Source organism: Hyphomicrobium sp. 1Nfss2.1 (assembly GCF_965243865.1).
Taxonomy (GTDB): Bacteria; Pseudomonadota; Alphaproteobacteria; order Rhizobiales; family Hyphomicrobiaceae; genus Hyphomicrobium_A.
In genome coordinates, this window is the sequence record NZ_OZ251603.1 from 4072350 (window position 1) to 4097693 (window position 25344).

The 25344-nt window shown below is 62.8% G+C and carries 20 protein-coding genes; 17 read left to right on the top strand and 3 right to left on the bottom strand.

The features are described from left to right. Position 1: 1 nt before the first annotated feature. Entirely contained in the window at positions 2 to 1363 is a 1362-nt protein-coding gene (locus tag ACP15D_RS19850) for a malonyl-CoA decarboxylase (protein WP_424959129.1), read from the bottom strand. A gap of 137 nt (positions 1364 to 1500) precedes the next feature. Between ACP15D_RS19850 and ACP15D_RS19855 the strand changes: the two genes are divergently transcribed. From ACP15D_RS19855 to ACP15D_RS19920, 14 genes are all read left to right on the top strand, one after another. Beyond that, complete coding sequence (locus ACP15D_RS19855; RefSeq protein ID WP_424959130.1) at positions 1501 to 2181, top strand: GntR family transcriptional regulator; 681 nt, start codon at positions 1501 to 1503, stop codon at positions 2179 to 2181. Positions 2182 to 2536: 355 nt separating this feature from the next. Then, entirely contained in the window at positions 2537 to 3064 is a 528-nt protein-coding gene (locus tag ACP15D_RS19860; RefSeq protein WP_424959131.1) for an RNA polymerase sigma factor, read from the top strand. 72 nt (positions 3065 to 3136) lie between these two features. Then, entirely contained in the window at positions 3137 to 4063 is a 927-nt protein-coding gene (locus ACP15D_RS19865; RefSeq protein WP_424959132.1) for a FecR family protein, read from the top strand. A gap of 99 nt (positions 4064 to 4162) precedes the next feature. Further along, complete coding sequence (locus tag ACP15D_RS19870; RefSeq protein ID WP_424959133.1) at positions 4163 to 6946, top strand: TonB-dependent hemoglobin/transferrin/lactoferrin family receptor; 2784 nt, start codon at positions 4163 to 4165, stop codon at positions 6944 to 6946. 359 nt (positions 6947 to 7305) lie between these two features. Then, on the top strand, positions 7306 to 7800 hold the full coding sequence (locus tag ACP15D_RS19875) for an RNA polymerase sigma factor (RefSeq protein ID WP_424959288.1): 495 nt from the start codon (positions 7306 to 7308) through the stop codon (positions 7798 to 7800). Positions 7801 to 7892: 92 nt separating this feature from the next. Then, a complete protein-coding gene (locus ACP15D_RS19880) occupies positions 7893 to 8855 on the top strand; it encodes a FecR family protein (RefSeq protein ID WP_424959134.1) in 963 nt (320 codons plus the stop codon). Between the two features lie 215 nt (positions 8856 to 9070). Beyond that, positions 9071 to 12637 carry a TonB-dependent receptor domain-containing protein gene (locus tag ACP15D_RS19885; protein WP_424959135.1) on the top strand — a complete coding sequence of 1189 codons (3567 nt, stop codon included), beginning with the start codon at positions 9071 to 9073 and terminating at the stop codon, positions 12635 to 12637. A 105-nt stretch (positions 12638 to 12742) separates the two neighbouring features. Continuing rightward, positions 12743 to 13351 carry a biliverdin-producing heme oxygenase gene (locus tag ACP15D_RS19890; protein ID WP_424959136.1) on the top strand — a complete coding sequence of 203 codons (609 nt, stop codon included), beginning with the start codon at positions 12743 to 12745 and terminating at the stop codon, positions 13349 to 13351. Between the two features lie 58 nt (positions 13352 to 13409). Continuing rightward, positions 13410 to 13814 carry a YbaN family protein gene (locus ACP15D_RS19895; RefSeq protein ID WP_424959137.1) on the top strand — a complete coding sequence of 135 codons (405 nt, stop codon included), beginning with the start codon at positions 13410 to 13412 and terminating at the stop codon, positions 13812 to 13814. After that, positions 13805 to 14320 (top strand): RrF2 family transcriptional regulator, encoded by a 516-nt coding sequence (locus ACP15D_RS19900; protein ID WP_424959138.1) that lies wholly within the window; start codon positions 13805 to 13807, stop codon positions 14318 to 14320. The genes ACP15D_RS19895 and ACP15D_RS19900 overlap by 10 nt, the downstream gene beginning before the upstream one ends. Next, entirely contained in the window at positions 14298 to 15452 is a 1155-nt protein-coding gene (exbB, locus tag ACP15D_RS19905) for a tonB-system energizer ExbB (RefSeq protein WP_424959139.1), read from the top strand. The genes ACP15D_RS19900 and exbB overlap by 23 nt, the downstream gene beginning before the upstream one ends. Positions 15453 to 15455: 3 nt before the next feature. After that, positions 15456 to 15947, top strand: a complete 492-nt coding sequence (exbD, locus tag ACP15D_RS19910) for a TonB system transport protein ExbD (RefSeq protein ID WP_424959140.1) — start codon at positions 15456 to 15458, stop codon at positions 15945 to 15947. Further along, positions 15947 to 16864 (top strand): TonB family protein, encoded by a 918-nt coding sequence (locus ACP15D_RS19915; RefSeq protein ID WP_424959141.1) that lies wholly within the window; start codon positions 15947 to 15949, stop codon positions 16862 to 16864. The genes exbD and ACP15D_RS19915 overlap by 1 nt, the downstream gene beginning before the upstream one ends. A 22-nt stretch (positions 16865 to 16886) precedes the next feature. Then, positions 16887 to 17342 (top strand): energy transducer TonB family protein, encoded by a 456-nt coding sequence (locus tag ACP15D_RS19920; protein WP_424959142.1) that lies wholly within the window; start codon positions 16887 to 16889, stop codon positions 17340 to 17342. Between the two features lie 71 nt (positions 17343 to 17413). Here the strand turns inward: ACP15D_RS19920 and ACP15D_RS19925 are convergent, their stop codons facing one another. Continuing rightward, on the bottom strand, positions 17414 to 18283 hold the full coding sequence (locus ACP15D_RS19925; protein ID WP_424959143.1) for a LysR family transcriptional regulator: 870 nt from the start codon (positions 18281 to 18283) through the stop codon (positions 17414 to 17416). Between the two features lie 386 nt (positions 18284 to 18669). Between ACP15D_RS19925 and ACP15D_RS19930 the strand changes: the two genes are divergently transcribed. Then, complete coding sequence (locus tag ACP15D_RS19930; protein ID WP_424959144.1) at positions 18670 to 19593, top strand: helix-turn-helix domain-containing protein; 924 nt, start codon at positions 18670 to 18672, stop codon at positions 19591 to 19593. A 484-nt stretch (positions 19594 to 20077) separates the two neighbouring features. Next, positions 20078 to 23782 (top strand): autotransporter domain-containing protein, encoded by a 3705-nt coding sequence (locus ACP15D_RS19935; protein WP_424959145.1) that lies wholly within the window; start codon positions 20078 to 20080, stop codon positions 23780 to 23782. 117 nt (positions 23783 to 23899) lie between these two features. On the opposite strand, the gene ACP15D_RS19940 is transcribed toward ACP15D_RS19935, so the two are convergent. After that, positions 23900 to 24688 (bottom strand): TetR/AcrR family transcriptional regulator, encoded by a 789-nt coding sequence (locus ACP15D_RS19940; RefSeq protein ID WP_424959146.1) that lies wholly within the window; start codon positions 24686 to 24688, stop codon positions 23900 to 23902. A gap of 149 nt (positions 24689 to 24837) precedes the next feature. Between ACP15D_RS19940 and ACP15D_RS19945 the strand changes: the two genes are divergently transcribed. Next, the coding region (locus tag ACP15D_RS19945) for an ABC transporter permease (protein WP_424959147.1) at positions 24838 to 25344 on the top strand (507 nt) is incomplete at its 3' end.

Genomic DNA, 25344 nt, shown 5'->3' on the forward strand with positions numbered 1-25344 from the left:
CTCAGTGTTGTGGAACGGGCAGGGCGAGGCGATCGGCAGACGCATTGCGCAACAGGCGTTGCACCGTCGGCGACGTCACGATCTCTCCCTGCTCGGCATAGGCTTCGTGGTTCTTCTCGATGGCGCCGAGGTCGTAGAGGTAGTTCACCATCAGCCCATAGGATTGAGTGATGCCCTTGGGCGAGACATCGCCCATGAAGTTGATGCGCTCGAGCCTTGCGCCGTTGCCGAGATGAAAGCGCGCCACCGGATCGATGGGGCGGCCTTGCGGCGTCTTCGCCTTGATGAAGTATGCAGCCGCTGCTTCCTTCATCGGCTCTCCCACTTCCCCCGCATGCGCATTCATCCAATCTGGATCGCGCAACCTCTGCAAAGCCTCGAGGCCGGCCCGGTGGATGAATGGAGACCGCACGGTGGCGCACTCTGCCGCCAGCCACTTCGCAAACCCCGGCACGGGCGAAAGCGTCACGAAGGTCGATAGCTGAGGCATCTCCCGCTTCAGCTCTTCCACCACCTGCTTGATCAGAAAGTTTCCGAACGAGATGCCAGCCAGTCCGCGCTGGCAGTTCGAGATCGAATAGAACACCGCTACCGAGGCTTCGGCAGGGGAGAGCGGTTCACGCTTCAGGTCCAGCAGCGGCGCTATGGCGCCAGGAATGTCGCGCGTCAGCGCCACCTCGACGAAGATCAGCGGGTCATCGTTGATCTGCGGATGGAAGAACGCATAGCAACGCCGGTCAGGCGGCTCCAAGCGGTTGCGCAGGTCATCCCAGCTCTTGATGGTGTGAACCGCCTCGTACTCGGTGATCTTCGCCAGAATGTTCGCCGGCGTCGTCCAGTCGATGCGGCGCAGCACCAGGAAGCCGCGGTTGAACCATGACGACAGCAGGTGCGAGAAGTCGGCATCGAGCGGCGACAGCATCGGATCGGCGCGCAGCAATTCGAGAACGTTCTGGCGCATGCGCACCAGCGCTGCCGTTCCTCCCGGAGCGCGGTTAAGGCGGCGAATGACCTCCTGCCGACGCGGCTCGGACGCCGCCGTCAATTCAGTGATGGCCTCGCTCGAGCGTTCATCGAGATAGGCGCGCGCCGCCTTCTCTAGACGCTCCTCCTCCGGCCCATAATCGAGCGCCAGCGACTTCAAAAAGGCCCCGCGCGTGCTCTTGTCGGCAGTCGCGTATGCGCCAAGCACGTCCTGCGCCAGCGCCACGCCGGATGCTTCGCCGCGCCCCGAAAGCAGGGCCCGGGTCATCGTGAACAAGTCACCCGCTGATTGCTGCGGGGCCGCCGAGTCGCCCCGGATCAACTCACGCCCCCGTTCTGCGATGGAGCTCAGCAGATCCTGGAAATAGCTTCGCCCCATAACCGTGGCTCCAGACCGCACATGTCTTCTGGCCGGCAGCAGCCTGGGCTTTCCCGCCGCCGCTCTGTATTGTCAGAAGCATCAAACTGTATCCAGAGTCAATAATATTGTATACGATGAGCCATGACCAAAGAGCCATGGCCAAAGACATGACAAAAGAGCTGAGCAGCGCCGCTAAACTTCGCGATGCCCTCGAAGAGGAGATCGTCACCGGCCAGATCCTGCCGGGCTCCCGCCTCGACGAGGTGTCGCTGGCGGAGCGCTTTGGTGTCTCCCGGACGCCGGTGCGCGAGGCCCTCCACCAGCTCGCATCGGCAGGCCTCGTCGAGATTCAACCGCGCCGCGGAGCCACGGTCACCGAGCTGCACGCCGATACGCTCGTCGAAATGTTCGATGTCATGGCCGAGCTCGAAGCCATGGCCGTGGGGCTGGCCGCCCGTCGCCATACCGAGGCGGACAAGAAGGCGATCGTCTCAGCGCATGCCGAGTGCAAGCGCGCGGCAAAATCCGGCGACGTCGATCGCTACTACTACGCCAATGAAGCCTTCCACGATGCGCTTTATGCAGCGAGCCACCACGCCTTCCTGATCACGCAGTGTCGGCAGCTTCATCGCCGCCTCAAGGCGTATCGTCGCCTCCAGTTGCGCGTTCGGCATCGCGTGTCGGCGTCCCTCGCGGAACATCAGTCCATCATCGACGCGATACTGGCATTCGATCAGGCGCAGGCCGCAGCCTGCGCGCGCAGGCACATCGTCGTGCAGGGCGAACGGTTCGGCGATCTGATCGCGTCTCTCAAGTCACTCGCCGCCGCTGAGTAGTCTCGGAGAATTATAGGAAGGACCCGAAAGCCGCGGACCCGTCGTTACGGCTGGCTACTGCTTGATCGTAATCGGGTCGAAGGTCGCGCCGTCAGCGAAGTGATGTTTGTGGCTGCAAGGCAACGCTCGATCGTGATCTGTCGCCTGACGCGAAGGGCGCGGCGGCCATGGGGCGAAGGCCACCACAGCCGAAAACCACGCGAAAACATGACTTTATTGGTATGGTTTTGGGGCATGCCTGTTGCTACACCCTAGAGTCGATATAAATCGCTGGGATTGCAGCAAAATAACGTGGGCGTTACGTAGGAAGCTCAGGCGCTCTTCACCTGCTTCCGTGTTGGAAACCGCGTACCGCATGAACTCGCAGCCCACCGCAACAGATTTCGACAGCCTGTTTCGCGTCTATCACCGCGAACTTGGCTCGTTTGCGTATGGGCGCCTGCGCGACCGCGAAGCGGCATCCGATGTCGTGCAGGACGCGTTCGTTCGCTACATCGCGCACACCAGGCAAGCTGTTGCCGTTCCTGAGGCGCCGCGCTTCTTCCTGTGGCGCATCGCTAGCAATCTCATCCTGGACTTCGGACGCAGAGAGCGCCGCAGGGGCCGCCTAGCAGCCATCGACGATGCAGCCGTCGGCGAGATCGCCGACCCCGCACCCTCGCCCGAGCATCAGCTCGCTGCGCGGCAGGAATATCGCATCCTCGTGCGCGCTCTGGGCGAGCTCACCCCCAATCAACGCGCCGCGCTCGTGATGAACCGCGTCGAGCAGATGACGCACGCGGAGATTGCCCGCCGGCTCGGCGTCTCCCCCAGCATGGTCAACAAGTACATCATGCGCGCTCTCACGCATTGCGTTATGCGCCTGATGGAAGCCGGACGATGATCCCGAGGACTGTCAACTTCATCGGTACGCGCGTCTTGTCTGGTAGGTGAGGCAATGCGGCAGCTCCGGGGAATGCCAGACGACAACGCCCAATCGCTCGATCCTCTCACCGAGGAGGCACTCGCTTGGCTTGTGCGGCTTCATTCGGGAGAAGAGGCCGAGGACGATTGGCAGCGCTATCACGACTGGAAGGCAGCGACGCCTGCTAACCGCGACGCGTCGAGGCGCGCCGAGGACATGTGGAGCCGGCTCGGCCCGGCGCTGCGCCGCAAGGGTACACCGCCCGTAGCCGGCATCGTCGCCGCTGCGATCCTTGTCGGAGCCGCGCTCGCCTACTCTGGAGCCTTCGGCCGTGCTGATGCGTGGCTCGCCGATGAAGCAACGGGAATCGGAGAGCGGCGCGTGGTGAAGCTCGCCGACGCGACGGAGATCGTGCTGGACGCTGTGACGAGCTTTGACGTGCGCTACTCGTCGACCGAGCGGCGCATCGTGCTGCGCGACGGCCAGATCTACGCCACCGTTGCAGCCGAGCCCGGCCGTCCCTTCGTCGTCGAGGCGAATGGAGGGAGCGTTCGGGCTCTGGGAACCCAGTTCAACGTGCGCATGAACGATGAGGGCGCACGCATCGCGGTCACGGAGCATGCCGTCCGCGTCTCGTACGGAGCCCAACCGAGCGTCACCGTCGCCGCGGGGCAGGGTGTCGGATACGAAAGGAGGAGCGGCCTTGGTGTTCCTTCTGCCGTAGACGCCAACGCGATCAGCGCATGGCGTCGCGGCGACGTCATCTTCGACAACAAGCCGCTGGGCGAAGTCGTGGACGACATGCACAGGTATGGCGGCGGCACGGTCGTGTTCACCGACGCCCATCTCAAGCAGCTAACGGTGACCGGCGTCTTCAGCACGTTCGAGGTCGATGCCTTTTATGCCGCCCTTGAAGGCGCGCTCCCGGTGCGCGTCACGCGCTTGCCGTTGATCACGGTGATATCGCGCGCAAACTGACGCAGCGGCCGTGCTGATTGAATATTATCGGTGTCAACAATTCCCCTGACGGCGTCTTTCCTTTTGTAGGCCGGATTATACCGGCGCGTGGGGGACAGTATGAGTATGCGTATTGCCGGGCGACCGGCAGCCCGAAGCGTTTTGCGTGCGGCAGTGTTTGGTGGCCTGGTGCTCGCAGGTCAAATCGCCGCTAGTCCGCTGGCATCAGCGCAGACGGCATCGTCAAAAACGATCACCTACAATATTCCCGCTGGAAGCCTGTCCAGCGCCTTGACGCAATGGGCGCAGGCCTCGGGCATGAAGTTCCTTGCAGCCAGCGGCGTGCTTCAGGGCCGCACGACGGCCGGGCTGTCGGGGACCTACGAGCCGCACCAGGCACTCGACGCGCTGCTCGCCAACAGCGGCCTGACGCACTCGACCAACGGCAGCACCGTCACCATCAGTGCGCCAGGCAACAGCGCCGGCGCCACCATCGATGGCGCCATCGCCCTCGACACCATCGACGTTTCCGCTGGTGCGGCTTCCTCCGGTTACCAGGGAACACCCGACTGGGTCTATGAAACGCCGGCGTCGGTCAGCGTGATAACGCGAGAAGCGACGAAGACCGTGCCCACGCGCGATACGCGCGATCTGCTCGCCAACGCCGCAGGCGTTTATGCCGGTGAGGGCAATGGCAGTTTCCCGACCGTCTCGCCCAATATTCGCGGCTTGCAGGATTCCGGTCGCGTTGTCGTCTCCATCGATGGCGCGCGCCAGAACGCGCAGCGCGGCATGGGCTTCGGCACTGGCATGGGTAGCTATGGATCGAATTCCGGGCAGGCATTCGTCGACAGCGCGTTCATCCGCGAAGTCGACATCACCAAGACGACGGACGCAAAGGCGGGTAGCGCCGGCTCGCTTGGCGGCAAGGTGGATTTCCGCACAGTCGGCGCGGACGATTTGATTGCACCGGGTGCCAAGACCGGCGTGGAACTCAACCTCCTGCGTGGCACGAACGAGTACGATTTTCAGGGATCGGCGCTGGCAGCCTTCCGCATCACCGATACGCTTTCCCTGACGGCCGGCTTCAGCAAGCTCAAGGTGGGCGAATACGAGCCTGGCAAGAACGGCGATGCGCGTTCGTTCAACGATTCGCTGGGGCGGGAGACCTGGACATCGTTCCAGAAGCTTGAGTTCGACCACCACGAAGGCATCACGGCCTCGCTGTCGTGGATGCACCAGGACATCGAGTTCGCCTACGCCATGGAGGGTGTTGGCGGCAACCTGGAACATGTGCGCAATGACAATGTCGTCGCCAAATTCAACTGGAAGCCCGCATCGGAGCTGATCGATTTCAAGGCCAACCTCTGGTTCAACAACTCGCAGAATGACGAGTTGCGCCTGTCGCGTCGATCGACCCCCACCTCCAGCCAACCCCCAGACACGTATCTCGACCTCGACAATCAGAGCTTCGGCGGCACGCTGGAAAATACCAGCCGACTTGAGACGGGGGCCGGCCTGCTCACACTCAACTACGGCGCCGAGGCGTTCCGGGATAAAGCCAGTTCCTCGGCTAACAGCGAGACCATTGCGGAAAACCCTTTGTGGGAAACGAGCTACGTCGCGTTCAACCCGCCGGGACAAAGGGACGTAGCGAGCACGTTTCTCAACGGCGAGTTGAAGCCGGCTGACTGGATCACGGTCTCGGGCGGCATCCGCTATGACTGGTCGAGGCTGCGCGGGCATCCAAGCTATTATGATCGACGCACGACCGTAACGACGACGCCCGACAGAACCGCGCAGGCGGTGACAACGTGGGGAGAGTGGGCGCAGGTCTATAGCGTAACCCTCTATGACCTCCGCAGAACCATTTGCGACACCGGCATCAATCCCACGTCCGGGAGGCCCGTAACCGATGCACAGCGAACCACTGTCTGCAATACGTTCGCAACAGTTGGCGAGGCGATCAACGGCATGTGGTACAATGCGGGCTCTGTGATCCACGGGACGACGACGAGCGTCACCGACTATCCGGAATACGCCATGGACATCGATCGCACTGACGGAGCGTGGCTGCCGTCGGCAACGATCGAACTGAAGCCGGTCGATTGGTTTCGCCCGTATGCGAGCTACAGTCAGAGCTACCGTCCTCCAACCACGCTCGAAGCGTTCCTCGCCGGAGGCCCTCCCGGCGACGGTGTCGGTGTGAGCTTCGCTCCCAATGCCAGCCTCCGCGGTGAAACCGGTGAGACCTTCGAGGTCGGCGCCAACATTATCCGGGACGGTCTGTTCCGCGATGACGACAGTCTGCGCGTGAAGGCAGCCGCCTTCCACCGCGACATCGACGACTACATCGTCATGGGCACGATCTACACCGAGGAAGTTTCCACCCGCACTTACACGGGCTTCGTCAACATGGACGGCACGACTACCATGCGCGGCGTCGAACTCGAAGCCAACTACGACATGCGCACGGCATACATCGGCGCCGCAGCGACCTGGCTCGACACCAAGTGGCCCGCAAAGACCGAGCTCTTCACCAATGGCACCGATACGACCAACGGCGACGTCTTCGCCGTAGCCGGCAACGTGCCTCCGGTGTTCAAGCTGACGATCGATGGCGGCGTGCGTCTGCTCGACGAGCGCCTGACCATCGGTGCGCGCTACACGCATACCGAGCCGACACAGACGCGCACGGTGGCGTCCATTGGCGGCGACTTGGCGGTGATCGAGGCAACCGAAGCCTATTCGATCTACGACCTCTACAGCACGTATCAGGCCAACGACAACACGACGCTGCGGCTGTCGGTGAACAACCTCACCGACCAGCGCTATGTGCCCGCCGGAGGCCTCTTCCTCGCGCCGGGCCGAACTGCCACCTTTGGCGTGCAGTTGAGATACTGACGCGCGACACTGCGCACCTGGCACCGATGATCGGCGCTGGTATTAGCGCGCGATAACACCTCGGCATCGATACGGACGATGCCGAGGTGGCGGGCCCAGTGGCCATTGCGCAACGTTCGCTGTGAATTGCGCGCCCGTCAGCAATCGTGCAGCAGCACGCGCGCGGCACGCTAAGCCCAACGAATTCGGCTAAAACTATACCAAGCAAGTCATGTTTCGCCTCATGCCTCTAGAAAAGCTCTAAATCATTAGGCTTGCGTGGTCGCGGCGGCTGGGTTTTGAAGAGGAGACTTGAAGCTTCGCCGAGAGGCGTTGCGCGGAGTCTCTTGCTGCGGGTGGGGCCCGGCGTGATCGGGATATTGGTGCAAGATCTACAGCGGACCGAGGAGGGGCGTCTTCGGCGTTACTTCCTGCGGCGCTTCAGAAACGCGGCCGACGCCGCAGACGCCACGCAGGAGACTTTCCTGCGTCTCCTGGCCGTCCCGCAGCACACCGTCATTGAGAACCCGCAGGCCTACCTGTTTCAGATTGCCAAATCCGTCGCGAGCAAGACCAGCGCGCGCGCCGCCGCTGACATGCGCCTCTTTGCGCCCGAGGAAGCCGGCTTCGACCAGCCTCTCGACGCGCCATGCCAGGAACGCATCGTCAATGCGCGGCAATGCCTGCTGCTGCTGGCCCGGGCGATCGAGAAGCTGCCCAACCGCTGTCAGGAGGTGTTCATTCTCAGCCGGTTGCACGGCATGGCCAACGGCGAGATCGCGGCCCGTCTCGGCATCTCCCGCAACATGGTCGAGAAGCACATCATCAAGGCTCTCATTCACTGCCGTAACGTGCGCGCCGAGATTTTTTTCTGATGGCGACGTCAGGAGCGGGCAGGGCTTTCGGCTCTAGTGGATTAGTCGCTCATTGTCCGGCGTTGAGAGCGGCGCCATGACAGCCGGATGCCATGCCCGAGAAACGTGAAAAGCCCGATGCTGATCGCATCGCCGAGGAAGCGGCCGGCTGGGTGGCGCGGCTGCAATCGAGCGATGCGACGCCGGCCGATCGCGATCTGTTCCAGCAGTGGCTGGAAAGAGATGCTCGCCACCGCGAAGCGTTCGATGAATTCCGCGACCTTTGGGGCGACCTGAAGGACTTACCCATCCCATCCGATCGGATCAACAAACTGCGCGGCGCGCGGCGCCGCCGCACGGTCGTTCGCACCACGGCGGCGGCCCTCATTCTGCTTATCTCCGGCTCGCTCTACAACGCCGGCTACATGGACCGCCTGCGCGCCGATTACTACACCGCGGTCGGGGAGGTCCGCACCATCGACCTTGCAGACGGATCCCGCGTCTACCTGAACACCGACACGGCCATCGCAGTCGATCTCACCGAAAGCCAGCGCCGCATTCACATATTGCGCGGCGAAGCATTTTTCGACGTGGCCAAGGAACCGCAGCGCCCGTTCATCGTCGACGACGGAACGCTGAGCGCAACCGCTGTGGGAACGCAATACGCCGTGCGTGCCGCAACCCTATCGCTCCGCCCTGATGTTCAGGTCGAGGAAGGAAAAGTCGAGGTTCAAACCGCCGATCAGCGCGTCCTCGTCAGCGCGGGCTACGCAGCAGTCATCGGCGACGGCGGAGCCGTAGTCGTGCAGCGCGCCGATGTCGCCGATGCGACCGCTTGGCGCAATGGGCGGCTGATCTTCTCAGGGCGGCCGCTAAAGGAGGTGCTCGCAGTTCTTGCACGCTACCGGCACGGGCAGATCGTCATGCTCGATCGCGCGCTGGGCGAGCAGAAGGTCTCGGGCATCTTCGACCTCAACGACACCGATGCTGCGCTTCGCGACCTCGAGATGAGCCTTCCGGTCTCCGTCACGCATCTCACCGGCCTGCTTGTTGTAGTCGGCCGGCGCACACCGTAAAAAATCTTTACGACCAACGTCAGGATTCTCCTCTGCCGACGCTCTTAGTCTGTAGTGGTGCGTAACGGGTACGTACCCCCGCGTTGAATGTACTGAGTGTTTTGGGGGCCGAAATGTCAGTGAGTTGCGTTTCGAATGGACGGCGGAGCCGTCTGCGAAGGGGTGCGGAAGCGCTGGTGTCAGCACTTGCTATTGGAAACGGGTTGAGCGCCGCAATGTCGAAGCCCGCAGATGCTCAGGAACAGGTCGCGGTGAACGTTTCCGTTCCAGCAGGAGCGCTGGAAAGCGGTCTCCTCGCGCTGGGTAAGCAGGCGGGGCTGAAGCTCGTCTATGCGAGTGAGCTGACCGCGGGCAAGCAGACGAGTGGCGCTTCGGGAAGCCTATCGCCGCAAGCTGCGGTCGAGCAGATCTTGTCGGGCACGGGGCTCAGCTACAGCTTCTCCGGCGCCAAGACGGTGCGCATCTTCGATCCTGCAGCCGCGAGCGATACCGGCGCCACCATCGATGGCGCCATCGCCCTCGACACCATCGACGTCTCGGGCGGCGTCGCGGCAGATGGCAGCTCAGTCTACACGCCCTATGAGAGCACAGCGCCGACTGCGCACATTTCATCGGAGAATATCGAGCGCTTCCGCGGCTCCAGTCCCGCCGACATGTTCCGCGGCACGCCTGGTGTGATGTCGGGCGAGGCGCGCAACGGCGCTGCCGGCATCGACGTCAACATCCGCGGCATGCAGGGCTTCGGCCGCGTGGCGACCACCATCGACGGCGCGGAGAACTCCGTCACCATCTACCAGGGCTACCAAGGCCTCTCCAATCGCACGTTTGTCGACCCGGACTTCATCGGCGGCGTTGACATCACCAAGGGGGCGGACGCTGCGTCTTGGGGCAATGCCGGCGCGGTTGCAATGCGCACGATCAACGCCGATGACATCGTCAAGGCGGGCGACACGTGGGGCGTGCGCGTAAAGGGGGGCTTCGGCACCAATACTTCGCAGCCGCACGCAGGCGACACGGCCGGATATGCAATCAGCAATCCTCTGGGGTGGAGCGACCCCACCACGGGATATGGTTCAGCGACACCATCGGCGACCGGTATGGATCGGCCGGGTATGTTCGAACCCACGAGCGGCTCGGGCAGCATCGTTGGCGCCTACAAGGGTGAGAACTTCGACCTTGTCACCGGCTATGCCTATCGCGAGCAAGGGAACTATCATGCCGGAACACAAGGTAATGACGCCAACCCTGTAGGTACCGGCGAGCGTCCGTTCTGCTACAGCAGCGGCGTATGTCCGCCCGAATATCTTTATCGCGACTATGTCGAGAACCAGGGCTTGGCGAACTACCGCGGCGGCGAAGAAGTCCTGAATACGCAGCTTCGCACGGAAAGCTGGCTGACCAAGCTCGATGCAAAGCTCTCCGAAGACCAGACCTTACAGCTTGGCTATACGGGGTTTCGCAGCGAAGCCGGAGACAGATTAGCGTCCGCGCTAGGTAGCGTCGCCGGGCAGGCCGTGCAGCAGAAGCAGACGTCAGGCACCAGCCTCGACACCTTCACGGCACGGCATCGCTGGAACCCGGCGGATAATGATCTCGTCGATCTCAAGTCGAACGTCTACTGGAGCCACCTTGAGTTACGAAATCCAATCCGAGGCGGCAGCACATTCGTCAAGCCGGAGACAATCGGCCTGCCGGCGAATTTCCGCTCTGGATCAGATACCGACATGTGGGGCAGCGATTTCACCAACCTGTCGAAGTTCGCGTTCGATTTCGGCAAGGTCGATCTGACGAATGGCCTGTCGTACCGCGCCGAGGACACGCGCGGCAGCCCTCACAGCGACGTGCTGGAAGGCTGGCTCACACCACGTGACGCGATCCGCCACGAGGTCGCCGGCTTCACCAAGGCCGCTTACTCGCCCGTCGATTGGCTCACCCTGAATGGCGGCCTGCGCTATTCGCATTTCTGGCTGAAGGATCGCACCGACCCTTATGATCGGACGCAGGTCACGAATGACAGGGTCGTTCTTGGCTACAAGACCGACGAAGGCGGGTTCAGTCCGTCTGCCGGCGTGACGCTGAAACCGCTGGATGGGATGGAGCTCTATGTCAATTACTCCAGCACTCTGCGCGCACCCAGCATCATTGAATCGGTCTCGGCATTTAACAGTGTGGTCGCTCATGACGGAGTCGGACCCGAGCGGTCCAGCAATTGGGAGGTCGGCACCAATCTACGCCGCGATGGGCTGCTGTCGGGCGATGATCGCGGGATGGTCAAGCTTGGCTATTTCAATTGGGACGTGAAGAACTATCTCGCGCGCAACATCATGGTCATCGACGGCACCACGGTCCTCAACATTGAGAATATCGATCGAGCCAAGTTCGAAGGCCTGGAGTTCTCGAGCCGCTACGAGAACGGCGGGTTCACTGCCGATCTCGCCGCGAATTACTTCCTCAATGTCGAATACTGCCGGACAGCCGACACGTGCGGCGCCAGCACACTGTACGGAGACTACGCGACCAACCACGTGCAGCCGAAATACACCGTCGATCTGACGGTGGCACAGAAGCTGTTCGAAGACAGGCTGACAGTTGGCGGCCGCGCATCTTATGTTGGTCCGCGCGCCATCGGCCATGGCGACGTTACGGTGGTCGGCGCATCGCAGTTCATCGCACCGGTGAACTGGGAACCGTATGTGCTGGTCGACCTATTCTCCGAATACAAGCTGACAGAGAGCCTGACAGCCTCGCTGCGCGTCGAGAACGTGTTCGACAAATACTACATCGATCCGCTCAGCCTGGTGGCACAGCCGGGACCTGGCCGAACATTCTACGCCAGCTTCACGAAGACTTTCGGTGGAGACGACACACTGCCGGAGCTTCCCTCTCTGTTCACGCACGCAGAAAGCGGAGCTTCGGGTCAGGTGGATTGGGGCGGCCTTTATGTTGGCCTGCATGGCGGCGCCGGTCTCGCAGCCACCTGGGGCAACACAACAGCGCTCGACGGGACGCCAGATCCCATCGCGGCCACTGAGTCTGCCGATATGAAGTTCGACAGCGGCATGTTCGGCGTTCAGGCCGGCTACAATTGGCAGCTTGGAAACCGTGTGGTGGTCGGCCTCGAGGCAGATTGGAGCAAGACGTACATGCAGGGCACGCACAAGGCTCTCTCCACCGAGGGAACTCTAGCGGACGCCAGCGCAGTACAGGCCCAAACTGGATATGACGTGGATTGGACTGCAAGCCTGCGCGGTCGCATCGGCTATTCGCTGAACGACCGGTTGCTCATCTACGCGACGGGCGGCGTCTCTATGTTGCGTGAAACCCAATCGCGCCAGCAATACCGCTCGACCAACGACTATAGCGATCAGCCGCTCGGCACCACCACGCAGGTCTCGAACATCGAGTCCGACACCAAGAACAGGTTCGGGTTCACGGTCGGCGGCGGCGCCGAATACGCCATTGACGATCACTGGTCGGTCAGGGGGCAATATGCCTACACGCGGTTCGGCAAGGAAAACTTCAGCTTTGAAAATGCCCGTGCGGGCGCTGCGCAGGCCTACACGGAAACAAACCAGATCGGGACTGAGATCATTCCCCCGAGGTACGGTCCTGATCACCGCTTTTGCACCCGGGAGGTGCCTAGCGTGAACTGCTTCGAGCAGGAAGTGCCCATCTACGAGACGATCGTTCACCCGAGCAGCTTCGACGACGTCAACGGCCGCACGGCGTCCGATGCATTCGACATGCATAGCATCACGTTGGGCCTCAATTATCGCTTTTGAGCCGGCGGGAGGGTGAAAAATCCGGCGGCTCGAACGTCTTAGTAATTAGGGAGGGCAGGGGCGCATCTGGCGGCCGCTGCTCTGGGACAAAGGAACTTATTCGAGATGACGACACTCCTCGACACACCAAGCCGCGCCAAAGACCTCAAAGCGGCCACCGCCGCTGCCCACGAACGGCTGGACAAGCGGATCATGGCCGCAAATCCGTTCGCCAGCGCCGATCGTTACGGCCGCTTTCTTCTCGTACAGCATGCCTTCCATCGCGAGATTGACGCGCTCTATGACAATCCGGTCCTGGATGGGTTGCTCCCCGACCTCGCCGGCCGTCGGCGTCTGCCTCAGATCAAGGCAGACCTCGCCGACCTTGGCATTCCCTGTCCGGCTATCGACACAACGCCCGAGTTCGGGCCCGAGATCGATCTGCCGACGGCGCTGGGATGGCTCTACGTGGCGGAAGGCTCCAACCTCGGCGCTGCATTTCTGCTGAAGGCCGCCGCGCAGCTCGGCTTCTCGGAGGAGCGCGGTGCGCGTCATCTGGCCGGCGCCCCGGAAGGACGTGGCCTGCATTGGCGCACCTTCACGGCCGCGCTGGACAGCATCCCGCTCACCGAAGCCGAGAACCGCCGCGTCATCGAGAGCGCCGAGACCGCCTTCGCCCTGGTCCGCCAGTTCGTCGAAGAGCAAATGCCGCTTTCGGCCGAGGCCGCGAGCTAGCCGCACCGGGGGCACGCACCAGCGAGATGAAGCAGCACCGCGGGAACTCGAGGCACCCATGACGCGCATACCCTACGTTTGTCTTGGCTGGTTGATGGTGTCCCTGGGGCTCATCGGTGCGTTCGTACCGCTGATGCCGACAACGATCTTCCTCATCCTGGCGAGCTGGTTCTTTGCTCGCTCGTCACCTCGCCTCGAGGCTTGGCTGCTCGATCATCCCCATTTCGGCTCCACGCTGCGCGCGTGGAACGAAACGGGGGCGGTGCCGGGCCCCGCCAAAGTGATGGCCTGCGTCGGCATGACCGCCGGCTTCGGTCTGTTTCTCATCGGCACGCATCCTTCGCTGTGGCTGGCAGCCGTTGTCGCCGCGCCGATGTTGACGTCCGCGGTCTATGTCGTCTCGCGACCCTCGCCGCGCAAAATACCCATCGAACGCTCCGGAGATGATTGCTCATGCTGCTGACAAGACAATCCCGGATCGCAATCAATCTGCTCGTTACATGCGCGCGCGCCAATGGCCGCTACGTGCACACCTACGACGCGGCAGCAGGAACGGGTGCAAGCAAAGAGCACGCGGCCAAGGTAGCACACCTCATGCGGCGGGCAGGTTTGATCCAGTCGTCGCGCGGACGCAACGGCGGGATCACGCTGGCCCGTCCCGCCCACGCGATCTCGATCGGTGCCGTTCTCCGCCACACACAGCCCGAGATGAGCGCATTCGAACAAAGCCAGCCCGCCGACGATCCAAGCAGCGCCGCTTTCTCAGCGATCGTGGAAGTGGCTTGGTCGGGATTCCACGAGCTCATGGAGCGCTTCACCATTGACGATCTCGTCACGGAACGTGCGCCGCAGCGGCTTCCCTGCACCGGCTGCAGTCGCATGAAGCGCGACGAGCTTCTGCGAAACATCGCCTCAGCCACGGCAGCCCCCGACAACAGAGATGCTCATGTGCAAGCCATTCATAGCTGACACTGCGCCACGCTTCGCAGTTCTCCTGCTCGCAGCCTGCGTGGTCTGCTTCCCGGCGGCGGCTGAGGAAAGCGCTCCTGCCGCCCCGGCAATGCAGGCCGAGGCCGTGACCCCGATCGTTCCGGCCCAGCCGGATGCTGCACCGCCGGCCGCCGAAGCGGCGGAAAACGCGCAACCGCTATCGACGCCGGCCGCACAGTCATCCGCATCATCCGCAACCGCCGTTGGGGCACCGGCTGAGGCAAACCCGGCTAGCACCGGCGACGCAACGGCCGAGGCTCCACCGTCTTCGCCCATGAGTCCGGCCAACGATGTCACCCCGTTGGCGTCGGGCACCCCGTCGGCCACCGACGCTGCAGCGGCGAGCGAGACTGAAGGCTCGGCAGCTGCGCCAGCGCAGAAGGACAGCACGCCGCTGCCGCACAACCTTTCCCCCTGGGGCATGTTCCAGGCAGCCGACATCGTCGTCAAAGCCGTGATGATCGGCTTGGCCTTTGCCTCTTTCGCAACTTGGACCGTCTGGCTTGCAAAGGCGTTCGAGCTGTCACTCGCACGCCGCCGGTTGCGGCGCGCCGACCGCAGCCTTCGCGCCGCCGAAACATTGAACGATGCATTCGATGCGATCGGCAAAATGCGCGGGACCGGGTCGCACCTCGTGCGCGAGGCGGTCGATGAGATGCGCGTGTCCAAAGTTCTGCTCGATCACGGCAGCGCCAGCGGCATCAAGGAGCGCGTGACCTCGCGTCTGTCCCGTGCCGAGGCCGATGCAGGCCGCCGCCTCACGCTCGGCACCGGCGTTCTGGCCACCATCGGTGCAACCGCCCCGTTCGTCGGACTGTTCGGGACGGTCTGGGGGATCATGAACGCATTCATCGGCATTTCCGAGACGCAGACGACCAACCTCGCCGTCGTCGCCCCGGGCATCGCCGAAGCGCTGCTGGCCACCGCCATCGGCCTCGTCGCGGCCATCCCCGCGGTCATCATCTACAACGCATTCGCGCGCTCGATCGCAGGTTATCGCCTGCAACTCGCCAATGCGTCCGCCGCGATCGAACGCCTCGTCAGCCGCGACATCGACCTGCGGCGTCTGCCGGGTGCGCCGTCGGTGAAGCTCGCCCTGGCCGCGGAGTAGCACATGGCGGGAAGCCTCAACGCGCGCGATGATTCAGACGAGCTCGAGGTCAACCACGAGATCAACGTCACGCCGTTCATCGACGTGATGCTCGTGCTGCTCATCATATTCATGGTGGCCGCGCCACTCTCGACGGTCGACGTGCACGTAGATCTTCCCGTTTCCAACGCGCAGCCCGCACCCAGACCGTCCGAGCCGATCTTCCTCACCGTCAAGGCCGATCTGTCGCTCGCATTCGGCAACGAGCCCATCGCGCGCGGTGCGCTCAAGAGTGCGCTCGACGGCAAGTCGCAAGGCAACCGCGATGAGCGCGTGTTCGTGCGCGCCGACAAGACGGTCGACTTTGGCGACCTGATGCAGGTGATGAACGAGCTGCGCTCTGCCGGCTATCTCAAGATCGCGCTGGTCGGCCTGGAAACAGCGACGCCCTCGGCGGCAGCAGATCCGGGCGCTGCGGCGCAGCCGGCTGCCACGCCAGCGCCCGGGCAGCCTTGATGAGCCGGCAGATTGCAACGCTGACGCGCGACGGAGAAACGCCCCGACAGGTGCTGCTGCGCTGGGGATGCGCAACGCTGTGCGTCGCGACGCTGCACATCGGCACCGTATACGCCGTCGTGAACTGGCCGCATCCCCCCGCGCCGGCAGGCGAGCCGCCCGCCGCGGTCATGATCGAGCTTGCCCCAATTCCCGTGGCCCCCGACGCGCCGGAGATGGATGTCGCCGTTGGACCGCAACAGGAGATGAGCGAGGAGAGCACGCCGACCGAAGCTAAGGACGAGCCAGACGAGACCCCGAAGGATCCTGTGGAGCCCGTCAAAACCGAGCCGCCGCCGGAGCCGGTGCAAGATCCCATCGAGCCTGTCGTCGAGCCCGAGCCCGATCTGCCGGAGCTTCCGAAGATGGAAGTGGCCGAAGCTGTTCTGCCGCCGCCCGCCGTGGCGCCCGTCGAACCGGAGAAGCCGGAAGAGCCTGAGAAGCCCGACGAGGTCAAGGCTAAGGAGGAGCCGAAGGAGGTCGAGAAAAAGAAGTCGACCCCCAAGCCCAAATCCGTGGCGCAGGCAGCATCCGCGCCAAAACCGATGGAGTCCGCGCGCGCGAAGGTCAACGCTGCGCCATCCTCGGGCACAGCGTCTGCGGCATCGATCTCGAGCTGGCGTGGCTCCGTCGTCGCTCATCTCAATCGGCACAAGCGCTATCCGGGCGGCGGAGCGCGCGGGACGTCGTCGGTAGCCTTCACGATCAATCGATCAGGAGGTGTCATCAGCGCGCGCCTCATCCGCTCATCGGGAAACAAGACACTGGACCAGGAAGCTGTGGCTCTTGCCCGCCGGGCGAGCCCCGTGCCCAAGCCTCCAGCGAATATCAAGGGCGGCAGCATCGTGCTGACGGTTCCGATCCGCTTCTCACGCTGATCAATCTCAGGAGTATTGCGTCATGAAAGTCCGCATCCAACGAAAGGCAGGCTTGGCAACGGTCGCCGGCCTTGCCGTGCTGGTGCCCGTGTCTGTCGCGGCTCAGCAACCGGCGGCCAATGTCGAGCCGGTGATCGAACCGCTGCCGACCGCTGCAGTCTCGACAACCGCGGCCCCGGCGGCAAAGAAGTCGGCCCCCGCGCCCAAGTCTCTGGCTGTCTGGCGCGGCAAGGTGCTGGCCCACCTCAATGGCAACAAGCGCGGCTTCGGCGGCGGGTCCGGCACGGCAACCGTTGCCTTCAAGATCGATCGCAACGGCAAGGTGACCTCAGCGAAAGTCGTGACCAGCTCGGGCAACAAGGCGCTCGACGCCGAAGCGGTCGCCCTGACACAAAGAGCAAGCCCGGTCCCGCCTCCGCCTGCCGACGTGGCCGGTCCGTCACTCTACCTCAAAGTACCAATCCGCTTCGCCAAGTGACGATGCCGAACCTTCGATCATTGGCATGCACCTCACCGCCGATCGCACGAGCCCGCCTCGAAGCAGCAAGCCTAAAGCAGGCCGCGCAACCACACGTGCGCCGGGTCGGCGTCGTGTGAGCGGTGCCACACCAGCTTCATGGTGAAGCGTGGGCTTTCGAACGGCAGCGACCACACCTTGCAGAGCGAGTGTACCTCCGGGCGCTCCGCGAAGCGGGATGGGATTGCCGCAATGAGATCGGTCGACGACACGATCGATGGCAGGGTCGTGAAGCGCGTGACGGAAAGACCTATGCGCCGGGTCAGCCCCAGCTGTTTCAGCGCCCCGTCTACGGGCCCCGTCACGCCCTGTCCTGTTGGGGATACCAGCGCATGCTGCATGCCGGCGTAATCCTCCGCCGAAATGTCCTCGCGCATCGCCGGATGACCTGGGCGCGCGATGACGACGAAATGCTCCTCATAGAGATCGCGCGACAGGAAGGGGCCCTTTGGGACCGGCGCGCCGATGATCGCGAGGTCGATCGTCTCGTCCATGAGATGCGGCTGCGGTGTTCTGACGACGAGCCGGCACCCAGGCGCCGTCCGATCGACCGCTGCAACCAATTGCGGTATAATAAGTAGTTCCGTCAAATCGTTCGCGAGCACCGAAAAGTTCATCTCTGCCGTGCTCGGGTCGAACGTCGGCCGCGACAGCAGGCGCTCCGCGGCAGCGCAAAAATCCCTCAGTTCTGGAGCGAGGCGACGCGCCAGCGGCGTGAGCCGCATGCTCGATCCCTCCCGCACGAGCAGTTCATCGTCAAACACATCGCGCGCCCGCGCCATGGCCTGCGATACCGCAGGCTGGGTCAGGTTCAGGCGCTGCGCGGCGCGCGTGATCGACAGCTCGGCAAGCACCACGTCGACGACAACCAGCAGGTTGAGATCGAAATTTCGCAGGTTCATCGACGCCCTCTATTGGGTCACGAGCGGGCGTAGGCAGGGGGTATGGCGCAGGGACATAAGCCTCACTTATACGCGGAATTAGCAATATGGATTTGAGTGCTGACCAGAGTCAGCGAAACCTTCTCATCTCCCGGACCTCGTGCCTCACGGCGTCGATGGCGTACCTGTCGAAGCGGCTAGGAGCGGACATAGTAACACGTTGATCGCAACGGCAATCCCGTTTCGGGGGGCCGCTGTATCCATCCACACGACGGGGTGCCCCGTCGCATCACCAGCGGGCGGAACCAGTCGTTATGGCGACTCAGTCACTTGACGCAATTCCACCCCTTGCCTTTGGCCAGAAACACGCACTCCACTATACTGACGCTGAGCGCATGTCGGCCGAATTGGCGCGTGGCACCTCGGTCGTCATGAACTACCGTTCCGTCGAGCCCGGCGGAGCGTTTCGTGCCCAATCATCGCTCATCAAGACGCGCAATGTGCGCCTGCTGGCCTCGGCATCGTCGGCCATTCGAGTGGACGCGCATGGAGCTTCGACCGCCTTCTTCATGGTCGCGCTCCATGGTGGGGGGACAACCAAGAGTGAAGGGCGAACGCTCGACTGGGGCAAGGGCAAAGCGGGCGTTTTCCTTCCTCCTGGGGGCTGCACGGCGCGCTTTTCCGCCCGCTCGGTGATCGGAATAGACATTGATCCGGCAGCCATTGCTCACGTCACGCAAGTCATGCTTGGCGGCAAGCCACCAAGGCGGCAGCACTCTTTTGATTTCACCGAGCCATGCGCCCTGAACTTGCGGGGCAACAGGCTCGATTTCAGCAGCATCCTCATCAGCGCGGCGTCGATGCTTGACCACTTCGGCGGCGATACGCGTCTCATCGAGAGGGCAGGCCTTGATGACACCATCCTCAGGATGGTTGCCCTGCTTTTCAACTTCGAGGAGCTGTCGTCGGGTGGCAGCGACGCGAAAGCCAACCGGGCCATCATCAGGCTGACGTGTGAGTATATCGATGACAACCTGACGGGGACGATCACGCTGACCGATCTCGAAGCTCTCACCGGTCTATCACGCAGAAGCCTGCAGTATGCCTTTCGCGACGAGTTTGACTGCACCCCGATGCAATGGGTGGCGCGGCGGCGTCTCGAAGCCGTCCGCAAGCAGATTCTCGCCGCCCGCCATGGCGATACACTGACGTCGATAGCGGGCGAATACTTTGCCAATCTTGGTGAGTTCGCCCGCATGTACCGGCAGCAGTACGGGGAACTCCCGTCAGCTACGCTGAGGGATGCCCTGTCCAAGCGCTTCCGATCCTAGGCTGGCCCCCACTTCGCTGTGCCGATGATAGCGACGCTGCGGAGCAGGGTTTGACCTGAGCTTCCATTTCGCAATTCCGATAGTCCGCTTCGCTTGCTCCACTTCGCAAGGTCGCATCGGCGTCGCCGTTTCAGCGAGATCGGCGATCGTGGCGGCTGTGCCGATCAATGGCCACGCCGCATTGTCTTGCGCGATCCTGATAGTCGCTTCGCTAGTTCGATATCGCGCATTCAGGAATCACCGCCTCATCGAACAAGCCCGCTGAGCCACGCGCTGGTGACTGTGTGTCACTGCCGCTGCGATCGATCGGGCCGTTGCGCTGGGTACTGCGCACGACTTTTTGCGCGCGTCCATCTCTGCTGGGCGGCGCGCCTCATGCCCGCCACGGCAGCATCGGCGGGAGTCATTTCAAGTCTCTGGTTTGCGTATCACGCGTCAACTTTAGTCACGTCGCGTTCGAACAGCACATTCCGGGGACCATCACATGTCGGCAATCTCGCGCCCAATCTCATCGCAGCTGTTGCGCATCAGCACGATCGCCCTCGCGGCCGCTTTGGGCGCGCCCATCGCGCACGCCCAGACAGTCGTCAACAATCAGTCGGTGACAGTCCCGCCTTTCGTCATTCCACTCAACGACGATCTCATAATCGGCACCACGGGGACCGGCTCGGTCACGGTTGAGAACGCCACTGTTTTCGTCAATGAAGTGATCCTCGGACAATCAACGACCGGTAACGGCACGTTGACGCTCGATGGAGGGTTAGCGGCTCTCAGCGTCGCGGGCGAGATGGCAATCGGAAATAATGGCACTGGCGTATTCAACATCCTGAGTGGGGGTTCCGCTCAAACGTCGTTCGCTGCTGAGCTTGGCGCTCAGGCGGGCAGTAGCGGCACAGTATTGCTCTCGGGTGCGGGCTCTGAATGGAACTCCTCGGCCTCTATTTACGTCGGCGGGCAGGGCACAGGCTCGATGACCGTTTCGGACGGCGCTACCCTCACTGCCAGCAACCTCATCGTAGGTTCATCCGAAGGCTCGGTCGGAACGTTCCTCCTTACCGGCAGCGACTCCGAGGTCAATCTGAGCAGCGACCTCTATGTCGGTGACGATGGCAACGGAACGTTCAACCTCACCGATGGCGCAACGCTCACAGTCACGGGCGGCATTTACGTCGGCTATTCAGAAGGCCAAGGCGTCTTCAACGTGTCGGGCGGCAGCACCGTTACCAGCGGCACCGCGAACTTCGGCTACTACAGCGACGCTGGCAAAGGCACGGCGAACATTTCCGGCGTCGGTACGACCTGGACGATCAACGGCTCTCTGACGCTGGGCGACGAAGGCGGCGCCGGCGAAATGAATATTACCGACGGCGCTCAAGTCGCTGTGACCGGCGCCCTTGCAATGGGCGTGTATGATGAGAACATCACGCGCGGCGACCTTCTTATCTCGGGAACTGGTTCGCAACTCACTGTCGCCGGAAACGCCAATATTGGCGACTCACGGCCGGCGATCGTCATCGTCAGCAATGGCGGATATCTGCAGACCGGAGACACGGTGATCGCCGGCGACACATCTGCGTCCAGTTCGGTCACAGTCACTGGCGCTGGATCGGTGTGGGACTCCGGTGATGTTGTCATCGGTGAGTATGGGGTGGGCCAGCTCATCATTACCGATGGCGGCGTCGTCAACGGATCTGGTGATGCGCAAGTCGGCTATTACGGCTCAGGTTCGTCCGTCACCGTTTCGGGAAGCGGGTCGCAGTGGAACTTGGCTGGCAACACTCTTGACGTCGGCTACTACACCGATGCTTCGGTCACCGTGACGGACAACGCGGTGTTGACAGCTGGCGACATAACCATCGGCTACGGCACCGACGGTCACGGTGTCGTCAACGTCACTGATAGCGGCAAGATCTACAGCGGCGATGTCACGCTCGGCAGCTACGGCTACCCGATGTCCGGCACGATGAACATCTCCGGATCGGGCTCTGAGTGGCACGTAACCGGCGACATCACTGCCGTCGAGGACTACGGCGCCGCCACCATCAACGTCACCGACAGTGGCCTGCTGACAGTCACAGATAATCTTTACCTCGGCAGCTACGGCTCCCATACCGACGACATTGCCCAAATGACCGTGTCCGGTACCGGGACGATCGTTGAGATCGGAGGCACGAGCTATATCGGTTATGGCGCCGTTGCGTCGCTGGTTGTGACGAACAACGCGCAGTTCACCACCGATGAATTGCGGGTCGGACCCTTCACAGAGGGTACGATGACGATCAGTAACGGTGCGGTAGTGACGGCAACGACGGCGACCGAAGTAGGCGGGTCTGGCACGCTGATCTTCGGTGCTGCCGCGGGCGAGGCCGCGACGGCAAGCGGAACTCTTTCCACGCCCACCGTGACGTTCACGGGCGGCGCCATCGTCTTCAATCATACGAACAACCTGATCTTCGACGCGGAGCTGGTGTCTGACTCGACGGGATACGGAGACGTGCAGGTTCTGGCCGGCACGACCACGTTTACCACCGGCACGGGCGCATACTCCGGTACCATCGAAGTCACCGGTGGCAAGGCCGTCTTCAATGCTGACGTCGGCGGCGACGTGACAGTCAGCGGTTCCGGTATCGTCGGCGGCTCCGGCACCATCGGCAGCCTCGATGCGCTGAGCGGAGGCACGGTGTCTCCCGGCAATTCGCCTGGCACGCTGAATGTCACGGGCGACGTGTCGTTTGCTTCTGGCTCGACCTATGTCGTCGAGGTTGACGGCGCGGTGTCTGATCTGATCGCGGCGGGTGGCACTGCGACGCTGACCGGTGGCACGGTGCAGGTGTCCGGGTCGCCCTCGCTGATGCGTTACACGATCCTCACCTCCTCGGCGCTGACGGGTACCTTCGACGGCGTTGAGACCACATCGGCCTTCATCAACTATAGCCTCGATTACGACCTGCTGAACGCGTACCTCGTTGTCGACGGTGTAAACTCGTTCACGATTGCCGCGCGCACGCCGAACCAGTACGCGGTTGCGAATGCGCTGGATAAATTCCCGTCCGATAACCCTCTGTATAGTGCGATCCTCGCCAGCAGCATCTCCGGCGCCCAGCAGGCGTTCAACGCCTTGTCGGGCGAGATCCATGCTTCGGTTGGTTCGGCGCTGGCAGACGATAGCCGCTACGTGCGTGAGGCGATCACCGGCCGCCTGATTCAGGCGTACTACGGCGGCATCGGTGCCGGTGGCGGCCAGCCGATTGTGATGGCATCCGCCGCTCCGACCGATGTTGTGGAGATGGATAGCTCATCACGCATGTCGCTGGGTGCAGGCTACGCCTCATCGCGCGCTGCAGCACCCTCCAGCGGCCATGATCTTGCCTACTGGAGCCGCGCCTTCGGTGCCTGGGGCGAGTACAACACCAACGGCAATGCAGCGACGACCGATCGCAACCTCGGCGGCTTCATCACCGGCGTCGACGGCGGCCTCGGTGGCGGTTGGCGCGCAGGTCTCGTCACTGGCTACATGTACACCGGTCTTTCGGTGGATGACCGCTTGAGCACAGCGAACATCAACTCTTATGTTCTCGGCGGCTACGCGGGCGGTGCCTTGGGCGGCGGCTTTGCGCTGCGCTCTGGCGGCACCTGGACGTGGAACGACATCGATAGCGAACGCTCTGTCGTGTTCCCCGGGTTCTACGAGGGCGAGAGCGCCAACTACAATGGCGATGTGGGCCAGCTGTTCGCGGAGCTCGCCTATCCTGTGTTCACGCATGGCGGCGTGGTCGAGCCGTTCGCGGGTCTTGCCTACGTGCACGTCGGCACGGACGGGTTCACCGAGAGCGGCTCTGTTGCGGCTCTGACGAGCAGCGGTCTCGACATGAACGTAGGCTACGGCACGCTCGGCGCGCGCACCGGTACGACGGTGGTGTGGGGTGCAACGACGGTGATCCCGCACGCTTCGCTGGCCTGGCAGTACGCCTTCGGCGATACCACGCCGGAGCAGGCCTTGGCGTTCGCCTCGACGGGCATCGGCATGGGCATCGGTGGTGTGCCGCTGGCACAGAACAGCGCGCTTGTTGAAGTGGGTATCGATGCGCTCGTCGCGCAGGATGCCACGCTGGGCATCTCCTACATCGGCCAGTACTCCGGTGACTTCACCGACACCGGTCTGCGCGGCCGCTTCAACTGGAAGTTCTGAGCGCCGGTCTGCATCGGCATCATATCGACGTGTGAAAGCCGCGCCCCACAGGCGCGGCTCTTTTCATTTGCGAACGCTGGCGTGCGTACGCCGCGTGGCGCGGGGGCGCCGCGGATACTAGGGCTTCAAGTGCGTGTCGAGAAAGGACCGCAGCTGGCGGATCGCTGGCAGCGGCTCGAACTTCTTCAGGATCATCGAGCGCACGAACACGCCGTCGAGGTAGGTGGAAATGAAGGTCGCGGTCTCGGCCACGTCCACCTTGCGAAAATCGCCGCGCGTAATACCCGCCGCTAGTGTCTGCTGCAGTACCTCGCGCTCTTCGTCGTAGAATTGATGAATTGCCTCGTCGAGCCGCGACTTGCGCTTGTCCGTCTTGGCATAGTCGATGGAAATCATGATGAGCTTGCTGATCGTATCGAACTGCAAGATGTGCGTGTCGAGCCAGCCATAGAGGATTTCGCGAGGGTGCTCGCGGCCCTGGCGTGAGATGCGGAACTGCTCGAATGCCCGCTCCACTGCCAGCGTGACGACCTGGCGGAAAAGCGCTTCCTTGCTGCCGAAGTAGTAATAGATCAGCGCCGGATTGAATCCGGTCGCATCCGCAATGTCCTTTGTCGTGACCGACGAGAACCCGCGACGGGAGAACAGCTCCAGCGCGGCCTCTCTGATTTTCAGCTCGGCATCGGGCGTAGCCAGGCTCAGCTTGGGCCTGCCAGCGCTTCCGCTGCGCTTGGGTCGTACGCGTGTCGATGTAGTGCGCTTGTCCTTGGTCTTGCGCAGCGACCTTTGCTCTTTCGCCATCCCCGCCTTCGCGCGTCCTCTCATATTGCCCACACCCTTGTAGCAGGCCTGCAGGCATTCTGCCGATGGCGCCGGAATGAGCAGGTTGGTGACGAGATTGTTCAAAAGACAGGCGCTCTGACAAGCATTTTTGCTTGCGAGAGAAAATTAATGGAGCGTTTAATTAAATCGTCGCGGCCAAAGGTTGCGACAAGGTCGGCCCGCTGAGCATCGGTTGTTGAACAAGGCAGATGGTTCCGATGGATGCAGTTGCGATGAAAACGGATCGGATCGCCAGCGCACGCGCTGCACGTCCGCCACGGTCGCGACAGCGGCGTAGGAGAGCACCCCTCTGGCGCATCCGCGGGCAGGTGGCGCCGCATACGTATGTCATCATGGCCTGCATCGGCATTGCTGTGCCGTTCATGGCGTGGGTCGCGGTCAATGCCATCGGCACGGTGCCGCGCATTTTCATGCCGTCGCCCACTGACGTCGCCCTGCGCTTCGTATCGTGGCTCAGCAATGAGGGCTTCGGCACGGACTTCTGGACCAGCGTATCGCGCGTCAGTCTGGGGTTCCTTGCATCCCTTGCACTTGCGCTCCCACTCGGGCTCTTGAGCGGGACGTTCAAGCCGGCAGAAGCCCTGCTGGAACCGGCAATGGACTTCGTCCGCTACATGCCGGCGGTCGCGTTCGTGCCGCTGATGCTCTTGTGGTGCGGCGTCGGCGAAACATCGAAGATTGCCGTCATCTTCATCGGCACCTTCTTCCAGATGCTCCTG

What these genes read in the sequence shown, in the direction of transcription:
- ACP15D_RS19920 (WP_424959142.1), top strand. Translation starts at nt 16,887, where the DNA reads ATGAAAGTCCGCATCCAACGAAAGGCAGGCTTGGCAACGGTCGCCGGC.
- ACP15D_RS19850 (WP_424959129.1), bottom strand. Translation starts at nt 1,363, where the DNA reads ATGGGGCGAAGCTATTTCCAGGATCTGCTGAGCTCCATCGCAGAACGG.
- ACP15D_RS19865 (WP_424959132.1), top strand. Translation starts at nt 3,137, where the DNA reads ATGCCAGACGACAACGCCCAATCGCTCGATCCTCTCACCGAGGAGGCA.
- exbB (WP_424959139.1), top strand. Translation starts at nt 14,298, where the DNA reads ATGTGCAAGCCATTCATAGCTGACACTGCGCCACGCTTCGCAGTTCTC.
- ACP15D_RS19935 (WP_424959145.1), top strand. Translation starts at nt 20,078, where the DNA reads ATGTCGGCAATCTCGCGCCCAATCTCATCGCAGCTGTTGCGCATCAGC.
- exbD (WP_424959140.1), top strand. Translation starts at nt 15,456, where the DNA reads ATGGCGGGAAGCCTCAACGCGCGCGATGATTCAGACGAGCTCGAGGTC.
- ACP15D_RS19870 (WP_424959133.1), top strand. Translation starts at nt 4,163, where the DNA reads ATGAGTATGCGTATTGCCGGGCGACCGGCAGCCCGAAGCGTTTTGCGT.
- ACP15D_RS19885 (WP_424959135.1), top strand. Translation starts at nt 9,071, where the DNA reads ATGTCGAAGCCCGCAGATGCTCAGGAACAGGTCGCGGTGAACGTTTCC.
- ACP15D_RS19895 (WP_424959137.1), top strand. Translation starts at nt 13,410, where the DNA reads ATGACGCGCATACCCTACGTTTGTCTTGGCTGGTTGATGGTGTCCCTG.
- ACP15D_RS19915 (WP_424959141.1), top strand. Translation starts at nt 15,947, where the DNA reads ATGAGCCGGCAGATTGCAACGCTGACGCGCGACGGAGAAACGCCCCGA.
- ACP15D_RS19860 (WP_424959131.1), top strand. Translation starts at nt 2,537, where the DNA reads ATGAACTCGCAGCCCACCGCAACAGATTTCGACAGCCTGTTTCGCGTC.
- ACP15D_RS19925 (WP_424959143.1), bottom strand. Translation starts at nt 18,283, where the DNA reads ATGAACCTGCGAAATTTCGATCTCAACCTGCTGGTTGTCGTCGACGTG.
- ACP15D_RS19880 (WP_424959134.1), top strand. Translation starts at nt 7,893, where the DNA reads ATGCCCGAGAAACGTGAAAAGCCCGATGCTGATCGCATCGCCGAGGAA.
- ACP15D_RS19900 (WP_424959138.1), top strand. Translation starts at nt 13,805, where the DNA reads ATGCTGCTGACAAGACAATCCCGGATCGCAATCAATCTGCTCGTTACA.
- ACP15D_RS19890 (WP_424959136.1), top strand. Translation starts at nt 12,743, where the DNA reads ATGACGACACTCCTCGACACACCAAGCCGCGCCAAAGACCTCAAAGCG.
- ACP15D_RS19855 (WP_424959130.1), top strand. Translation starts at nt 1,501, where the DNA reads ATGGCCAAAGACATGACAAAAGAGCTGAGCAGCGCCGCTAAACTTCGC.